This window comes from Streptomyces sp. NPDC059003, assembly GCF_042740445.1.
Classification (GTDB): domain Bacteria; phylum Actinomycetota; class Actinomycetes; order Streptomycetales; family Streptomycetaceae; genus Streptomyces.
In genome coordinates this window covers 1-8,915 of record NZ_JBHYJH010000262.1, presented here as the reverse complement: position 1 = coordinate 8,915, position 8,915 = coordinate 1, and the positions used below count along the sequence as shown (strand labels likewise).

The following is an 8,915-nucleotide window of genomic DNA, read 5'->3' as shown; positions in this document are numbered from 1 at the left end:
CTGCTGCTGGAGCTGGCGCTGCCTGCAGCCGGGATGCACCCCAAACTCGTCGACGACTACATCCTGCCGACCAGGGCCGAGGCGCGGTCGTTCGCGCACAGCATTCGCGAGGATTTTCCTCACCCTCCCGAGCGGCAGATCACGGTGGTCCTGCCGGACACGGATCCCATGGCCCGCGCGGCGGCTCTGGACGGCTACGCGCGACGCTTGGCCAGCCTTACGGGAGTCGACCAGGTCAGCACGCAGGGAGGGGATTACGCCGCTGGGCGCCTCGTCGAAACCCGGCGGATCGAGGGGGGCTCCAGGCCGGGCACGCTCGTGGTGGTGTTCGCCTCCCAGGCGCCGCAGTCGGACCTGACGAGCGACCTGGTCACAGCCGTACGTGATACCCCCGCGCCTGGCCCCGCCGAAGTCGCAGGAATCCCCGTCCAGCTCGCTGACACCAGAGGGGCGATCGCGACCGCACTCACCAGATGGGCGGTACTGATGCTCGTCGGCACCTTCCTCGGACTGCTGGTGTTCACGCGGAGCGTGGTGGTGGCGGTGAAGGCCGCGGTCCTCGGCGGCCTGAGTATCGCCGCGGCGCTCGGCCTGATGGTGCTGCTGTTCCAGGATCTTCAGCTGCTCGGCGGGCCGGACGGCGGTGGACCCGGCGCCTTGGAGATCACCATGCCGCTGTTGGCCGCCACGCTGGCCTTCGGGCTCTGCGTGGACTACGAGGTGTTCCTGATCGCCCGGATGTCGGAGGAGTGGCAGCGTACCGGCGACAACCGCACGGCGATCGTGTACGGCATCGAGCGCACGGGCCGGCTGTTCACTGCGGCCGCCCTGGTGGTCGCAATCAGCATGAGCGCGCTGCTGCTCGCCCAGGTCGGCCTGCTGGTGGTGCTCGGCGCGACGATGGCCGCGGTCGTCGTGCTGGACGCGACCGTCGTGCGCGGCGTCCTCGTCCCCGCCGTGATGCAGCTGGCCGGCCGCGCCAACTGGTGGTCACCCGCCCTGCCTAGGCGCCGCACCACTCAGGGAAGGGACACCACCGCGACCACATTGTGAGAGACGCACTGCGCAGGCGCCCGTCAGGGGTGAGCCGAGTTCCGGCAGATCTCCGTCACACGAACGACTGACCCTGGCGGCCGAGCGAGTGAAAGCGGGCCGGGAGGCGCTGTCGGCCGACCGGAAACTTGCGGGACGTTCATCGCCGAGTCCCCGTGGAGAGTGCCATGGCCGGAATGGCCCAAGCCGTCGCCGTCATCGGAACCGCCTGTCGCCTGCCCGGTGGCATCAATGACCTCGACGCCTTGTGGACGAGCCTGGTCAAGGGCGAGGACCTGGTCGGCGCGGCACCACCCGAGCGGTTCTATACGGCAGACTTCCTGGACGGCGGTCGCCGTCGGCCGGGCCGGACCTACACGTTCGCGGGCGGGTTCCTCCCGGACGTTCACGGCTTCGACTGCGAGTACTTCCGCGGCATCTCACCCCGGGAAGTCCTCCACATGGACCCCCAACAGCGCCTGCTGCTGGAGTTGGCGGTCGAGGCGCTGGACGATGCGGGCGTCGACCCGGCGGCCTACGCGGGCTCGGACGCCGCCGTCTTCATCGGATGCTCCGGCCACGACTTCGGACGGCTGGGCCAGGCCAGGCCGTCGATGGGCGACGTCTATTCCATGTCCGGCAGCGCGATCGCCAACACTGCTAACCGGATCTCCCACCAGCTGGACTGGCACGGCGAGAGCTTCGCCCTCGACACCGCTTGCTCCTCCGCGCTGACTGCGGTGCACCGCGCCTACGAGCATCTGTGCAGCGGCAGGGCCACGACCGCCCTCGCGGGCGGCGTCAACATCCTCCTCGACCCCCGCGTCTTCGCCGGATTCTCCAACGCCTCCATGCTCTCGCCGACCGGCCGCTGCCGGGCGTTCTCCGCCCACGCCGACGGCTATGTCCGTGCCGAGGGCGGCGGCCTGCTGCTGCTCAAGCGCCTCGCCGACGCGCTGGCGGACAGCGACCGGGTGCACGCGGTCATCCTCGCCAGCGGAGCCAACAACGACGGCCGTACGCCCGGCATTGCCCTGCCCAGCACATGGGCCCAGGAGGCGCTGCTGCGGCAGACCTACGACGCCGCGTCGGTGCACCCGGACCGTCTGGTGTACCTAGAGGCGCACGGCACGGGCACGGCGATCGGCGACCCGATCGAGTGTGAGGCCATCGGTCGGGCGCTGGGCGCGCGGCGCACGGTCGGCCCACTGCCCGTCGGCTCGGTGAAGACCAACCTCGGACACCTGGAACCGGCCTCCGGCGTACCGGGCCTGCTGAAGGCCATCCTCGTGATGCGGCACGGTCTGGTACCGCCCACTCTGCACGCCGGACCGCTCAACCCGCGCATCGACTTCAACGAGTTCAATCTCAGCCCGGCTGTCCAGGCCCAGCGCGTTGAGGTGGCCCCGGACGCCGTCGTCGGAGTGAACTCCTTCGGATTCGGCGGCGCGAACGCGCACATCCTGCTCGGCCCGGCCCCGTCGCCCTCCGCGCCGGAACCCGTTGCGGGGCCCGTTCCCGTCACAGTGTCCGCCCGCGGCCCGGCCGCACTCGCCGAAGCCTGCGAGCGGCTGGCCGAGCGGCTGGAGCACGCCGACGCGAACACGCTCTACGACATCGCGCACACCACCACGCGTCGGCGTGCCCGGCACGACCATCGCACCGTCGTCCTTGCGGACACGGCCAAAGAAGCAGCGGCAGCCCTGCTGGGGGCGGCCCGCGGCGAGCGCCCGGCACCGGGCTCGGCCACCGCCCGGACCGTCACCACCGGCCGGGTGGCGTACGCCTTCTCCGGCAACGGGTCGCAGTGGCCGGGCATGGGCGCCGAACTGCTGCGCATCGAACCTGTCTTCCGGGAGGCCGTCGAGGAAGCCGCGCGGGAGCTCGATCCGCTGCTCGGCTGGTCGGTCGTGGAAGAGATGTCCGCCGGAACTCCGGAACAGCTGCGGTCGACGGAAGTGGCACAGCCGCTGTTGTTCGCCTACCAGCTGGGTGTCGTCGCGCTGCTCCGGGCCCACGGCGTGCGGCCGAAGGCGGTGGTCGGACACAGCGTGGGAGAGATCGCCGCCGCCCACACCGCCGGGGCGCTTGATCTGACCACCGCCGCCCGTGTGGTGGTCGCCCGCAGCCGCGCCCAGCAGGCCACCGCCGGCACAGGACGGATGGCGGCCGTCGGGCTGTCGGAGGAAGATCTGGCCGCCGACATCGCCGCCTGCGGCGGCCAGTTGGAGCTGGCCGGCGTGAACAGCCGGACCGACACCACCGTGGCCGGCCACGCCGAAGATGTGGCCGCCCTCACCGAACGGCTGCAGGACCGCGGAGTGTTCGCGCGGGAACTGGACCTCGACTACGCGTTCCACAGCGCCGCCATGGACCCGATCAGGGAACCGCTCCTCGCGGACCTCGCCGATCTGCCCTGCTCCGCACCTGAGCTGACGTTCGCCTCGACCGTGACCGGCCGGGTACTGGATGAGGAGCGGCTGGACGCCGAGTACTGGTGGCGCAACGTACGGGAGCCGGTGCGCTTCGCGTCGGCCGTCGAGGCGCTGGCAGCCGACGGCTTCGACGTCTTCGTCGAAATCGGCCCGCACGCCGTCCTCGGCCCCTATCTGCGCCGTCTCGCCCAGAGATCCGAGCCCCCGGTAGAGGTGGTACGGACTGGATCCCGCCGCGCCGACGGACCCGCCGCCCTCAGAAGCGCGGTCGCCCACCTGCTGGCCTCCGGCGCCGATGTCGACACCCGGGCGCACTTCCCGCACCCCACCCCGCCAGTGGACCTACCCGCCTACCCCTGGCAGCGGGAACGGTACTGGGATGCCGAGCCCGGCTGGTGGTCCGGAATCAGCAGCGATGGCGTCACCGTCCATCCGCTCCTCGGCCAGCGGGCCCTGACCGCCGAGCCCGCCTGGCACGGTCGGCTGAGCACCGTACGCGCCCCTTGGCTGTCGGAGCACCGGGTCGGGCGCACCCCCGTGCTGCCCGCGACCGGATACCTGGAGGCGGCGTTCGCAGCCGGTCACCGGCTTCTGGAGACGACCGCCCTCGAAGTGACCGAGCTGACCATCACCAGCGCCTGTGTCCTGCCCGGCGACGACAGCACGAATGACCTCCTGCTGCAGACCGGCGTGGAACCCCGGACCGGCTCGGTGACCGTCGCCAGCCGCTCGGCAGACGACGCGCCCTGGCAGCCGCACGCCCGAGGCCGGGTGCGCCGGCTGCTCCGCCAGGTCCCGGACGACGTGGACCTCGGTGCCCTGCGCGACCGCCTCGGCTCCGCCGAGCTGCCCGCCGACGCGCACTACCAAGGGCTGGTCGACAGCGGCATCACCCACGGCCCGGCCTTCCAGGTGCTCACCGACTTCTGTCTCGGCGACGGCGAACTCCTGGCCTCGTACCGTACCGACCAGACCATGGACGGCTACCTCGCCCACCCCGTACTGACCGACGGCACGCTGCAGGCGGGCGCCCCGCTGCTCGCGGGGGTGGCCGACGGCGCGCTCTTCCTGCCCGCCCAGATCGGCACGGCACGCCTGTGGCGGACTCCTGCCGCCGAGGGGCACCTGTATGTCCGTATCGTCCGGGCGAACAGCCGCGAGGCCATCTGGGACGTCCTCGTCACGGACCTCGACGGCCGGGTCAGCATGGAGCTGGAGGGGTGTGTGCTGCGCCGCTTCGACCAGCGGACGACCGATCCCGCCGTACTCCAGGAACTGTCCCTTCGGGCTGCGCCCCGCGGTGCCACCGCACCCGCCGATCTGCCCTCCCCGGCAGAGCTAATGGCACAGACCGCCGCCGCCCGGGGCCGACTCCGGGAGCGAAGCGACCATCGCTACGGCGAAGTCAGGGATCGGAGTTTGGAGGTCGCGGCCGGCTTCGCCCGGCAAGCCTTCGGCACACTGCTTCAGGACCGTACCGAGTTCGGCTTCCAGGACCTGTACGCAGTCGGCGTACTACCCAAATTCGAGCTGTTTCTCCGTCAGTTGGTCGTCACCATGTGCGCCTTCGGCCTCGCGGAGCCCGTCCTCGGCACAGACTGCTGGCGGCTCACGGACACGGCCGGCGCGCCGGACCCCATGAGTCGGATCCAGGCCATGGTCGCCGACCTCCCCGAGGCCCTCACGCTCACCCTCCCGGGCCTGCGCTGCGGGCTCCGGTTCCCCGAACTGCTGCGCGGCGAGACAGATGCCCGCGAGCTCCTCTTCGGCGAAGCCGACCAGTACCTGGTCGCACAGCTCTACAGCAACGCCCCGCATCTGCGGCTGCACAACGCCCTCGCCGCCGAACTCCTCGGCGCGGTGGTGCGGCACTGGGCTCCCGACAGGCCGCTGCGCATCCTGGAGGTGGGCGCCGGGACCGGCGGCATGACCGGGGCCCTGCTGCCCGTCCTGCCGCCCGAACGCACCCGCTACATCTTCACCGACCGCTCAGCGGTCTTCCTGGCCGGCGCGAAGGCACGCTTCTCCGCCTACGACTTCGTCGAGTACGGCACACTGGACCTGGACATCGACCCCGCCGAGCAGGGATACGAACCCGGCTCGTACGACCTAGTCGTCGCCGCCAACGCATTGCACACCGCGAGCGATGTGACGCTTGCGGTGGAACGGCTCGCCGGGCTGCTGGGCGACGGCGGCATAATGCTCGCCCTGGAGAACCACGACGCTGCCTGGGTCGCGTACTCCTTCGGCGCACTGGACGACTTCTGGGCCTACACCGACCGCGAGCTGCGGCCGGATTCCCCCCTGATGACGCGCGATCAGTGGAAGTCTCTTCTCACGCGGCACGGATTCGACGCCGTGACCTGCACCGGTGAGGCGCCGGACCCGGAGTACATGTACGACTCCGTCATGCTGGCCCGCCGCGCTCCGTCATCATCGGTCCCTGGACCGGCTGCCCAGCTGGTCCAGGCGGGCTCATGGGGGGTGGTGGCCGCCGCAGAAGACACTTGGTCCCGGGAGCTTGCCGCCAGACTCGGCGCGCGGCTCCTTCCGCTCGACGGCCAGGACTGGAGCACAGAGCTCGACACCGAGTCCTCGGCCCGCGTGGCCGTCCTGCTCGACCCCCCACCGCCCGCCACGGACCCGGCCGACTTCATCACGAGGGGCACCGAGATCCTACGGGACCTGCTCACCGGCTTGCGCACCTGCCCCGATGCCGCCCTGTGGCTGATCACGCCGCCTACTGGCATCTTCTCCGCGCCCGAGCGGCCACAGACGCCCGAGGCGGCGGCCCTGTGGGCAGTCAGTCGGACCGTCGCCAGCGAGAATCCCGGCATCGAGGTCCGGATGATCTCCCTGGAACGCACCGAGGACACCGGCCGGGACGTCGGGCGGCTGATCGACGAACTGCTGGAACCGGGCGAAGAGCGTGAGATCGTACTGACGAAATCGGGCAGGTTCGTCCCACGATTCACCACTGCTGCGCCACCCGCCCAGCCGCAGGCCGACGGCTACCGGCTCAGCCTCCGTGACCCTGGCATGGCACACCAGTTGGTCTGGGAACCCCAGGAAGCCGCAGCTCCGGCCGCGGGCGAGGTACTGGTGGCCGTCCGTGCCGCCGCTCTCAACTACCGCGACGTCATGCTCGCCACCGGACTCATCCCGGACGACCAGCCGGTGCCGGGCCTGGACGGCCCGGCCCTAGGTCTCGAAGGCGCGGGCGAGGTGATCGCAGTCGGACCGGACGTCACCGAGTTCGCCCCGGGCGACCGGCTCTTCGGGTCCGGCGTGGGCTGGTTGGCCTCGCGGGTCGTGGCTGGGACCGGGCAACTGGGCCGGGTCCCACAGGAGATGACCTACACGCAGGCGGCCACTCTGCCCGCCGTGTTCATGACCGTCCAGTACGCCCTGGAACGCCAGGCCCGGCTCACTGCGGGCGAACGAGTCCTCGTCCACGGGGCGGCCGGCGGTGTCGGCCTGGCGGCCCTGCAGTACGCGCGGTCCATCGGAGCCGAGGTGATCGCCACCGCCGGCACTCCAGCCAAGCGCGACCTGCTGCGGACGCTCGGGGTGGAGCACGTCCTGAACTCCCGGGACCTGCACTTCGCCGAGGATGTCCACACGCTCACCGGTGGCCAAGGTGTCGACGTCGTGCTGAACTCCCTCAGCGGTGAGGCGATCGCCCGCGGACTGGAATGCCTGCGCCCGGGCGGCCGGTTCGTCGAGCTGGGCAAGCGGGACCTGTACGCCAATACCCCCGTCCTGCTGGGAGCGTTCCGGCGGAACATCGCCTACTTCGGCGTCGACATGGCGACCCTGCCGGAGCAGATGCCCGAGGTGGCCGCCGAGGAATTCGCCGAAGTGTGCCGCCGCGTCACCGACGGCCGGTACCAGCCGCTGGTGCACCAGGTCTACCCGGCACACCGGGTGACCGAGGCGTTCAGGTCACTGCGCCACTCCAAGCACCTGGGCAAGGTCGTCATCGACTTCGGGGATCCGGTGGCGGTGGAACAGCCCGTCCTCCCCGCCGTGCTCGACGGCACCGCAAGCTACCTGGTCACGGGAGGGCTGAGCGGACTGGGAGCCGCTCAGGCCGAACTGCTCGCCCGGCACGGCGCCCGGCATCTGCTGCTGGTCGGCCGCCGGGGCGCGGACTCGCCCGAGGCGCCCGCACTGCTTGAGCGGCTCGTGGCAGCCGGGGTCCAGGCGCAGGCGATCGCCGCCGACGCTGGTGACCGCGACGCCATGCACGCTCTGATCGCCGAGGCAGACGCCGCCGGTCACCCAGTGCGCGGCGTCCTGCACGCCGCGATGGTGCTGGACGACGCACCCCTCGCGGAGCTGACCGCTGAGCGCATCGATGCCGTCCTGCACCCGAAGGTGCGCGGTGCCGTGGTGCTGTCCGAGCTCACAGAGGGCCGGAAACTGGACTTCTTCCTGGTCTGTTCCTCGGTGACGAGCCTCGTCGGCAATCTGCAGCAGAGTGGCTATGTTGCAGCCAACGGCTATCTGGAAGCACTGGTCCGCCGACGCCGAGCTAGCGGTCTGCCGGGCACCGCGCTGGCCCTGGGCAGGGTCGGCGAGACAGGTTTCGTCGTACGCACCGGACTGGAAGATACCCTGCAGCGCATGGGCCTCGGCTCGGTGTCGCCAGCGGAGATCTGGCGGGCCTTCGAGACCATCCGTGCGGGCGGGCCGGATGTCGTTACCTTCGGCCGGATGAACTGGGAACGCGCCGGGAAGATGCTCGCCGGGATGAACCAGCCGGCCTTCGCGGCCTGCCGGCAGCTCGCCGGACAGACCAGTGTCAGCCACGCCGAGGAGCTGCGCTCACGGCTGTCGACCCTGCACGACGACGAAGCGGCGGCCGTCATCGCGGACGAGCTGATCAAGCTCGTGGCCGAGGTGCTGCAGACGGCCCCCGAGCGGATCGACCGAACCTGCAAACTCGACGGGCTGGGACTGGACTCGCTGATGGTGGTCGAGCTCGCCGTCAAGGTCAACCGGCTCCTCGGATGCGAGATCCCCGCACTGGAACTGATCGCCGCTTCCTGCCTCGACGACCTGGCCGGACGTATCCGCCCGCTGGCCGCCGGAGATGCCCGATGACCGACCTCGTCGCCCGCCCGGCCGTGCAACTGGACCGACTGCCGTGGTGGCGGCCCCTGGTCGTGCAGCTCGCCGGTCACGTACACCCCGAGAACACCACGCTGGGCATGTTCGTCCGGCAGTTGACCGCGGCCTTCGAGGAGCAGGGTCACACCGTCGTCGACTCCTCCCACGGTGACGTCGACCTGCTGCTGATCAGCACGCACATCCCGGACGGCACACAGCCCCTGGTGCAGCGGATCCCGGAGGAGAGTCCGCCGCTGAGCGCCCGGATCTGCGGTGAGCTCGGACTGCGGGTCGGCACGCGCCAGACGGTCGTCCTCGCCGAAGTGCCGGAGG

2 protein-coding genes and 1 pseudogene are annotated in these 8,915 nt (G+C 70.9%); all 3 read left to right on the top strand.

All coding sequences use genetic code 11. The features are described from left to right. On the top strand, positions 1-1,053 hold a 1,053-nt coding region (locus tag ACFWZ5_RS42710; RefSeq protein WP_384892497.1), incomplete at its 5' end, for an MMPL family transporter. 167 nt (positions 1,054-1,220) lie between these two features. Next, positions 1,221-8,576: an SDR family NAD(P)-dependent oxidoreductase gene (locus ACFWZ5_RS42705; protein ID WP_384892494.1), complete on the top strand. Its 7,356-nt coding sequence runs from the start codon at positions 1,221-1,223 to the stop codon at positions 8,574-8,576. Further along, positions 8,573-8,915, top strand: a pseudogene (locus ACFWZ5_RS42700) (hypothetical protein); the annotation flags it as partial. The gene ACFWZ5_RS42705 and the pseudogene ACFWZ5_RS42700, both read left to right, overlap by 4 nt.

Bases quoted from the DNA above. Each gene is read 5' to 3' on its own strand.
- ACFWZ5_RS42705 (WP_384892494.1), top strand. From the start codon at position 1,221: ATGGCCGGAATGGCCCAAGCCGTCGCCGTCATCGGAACCGCCTGTCGC.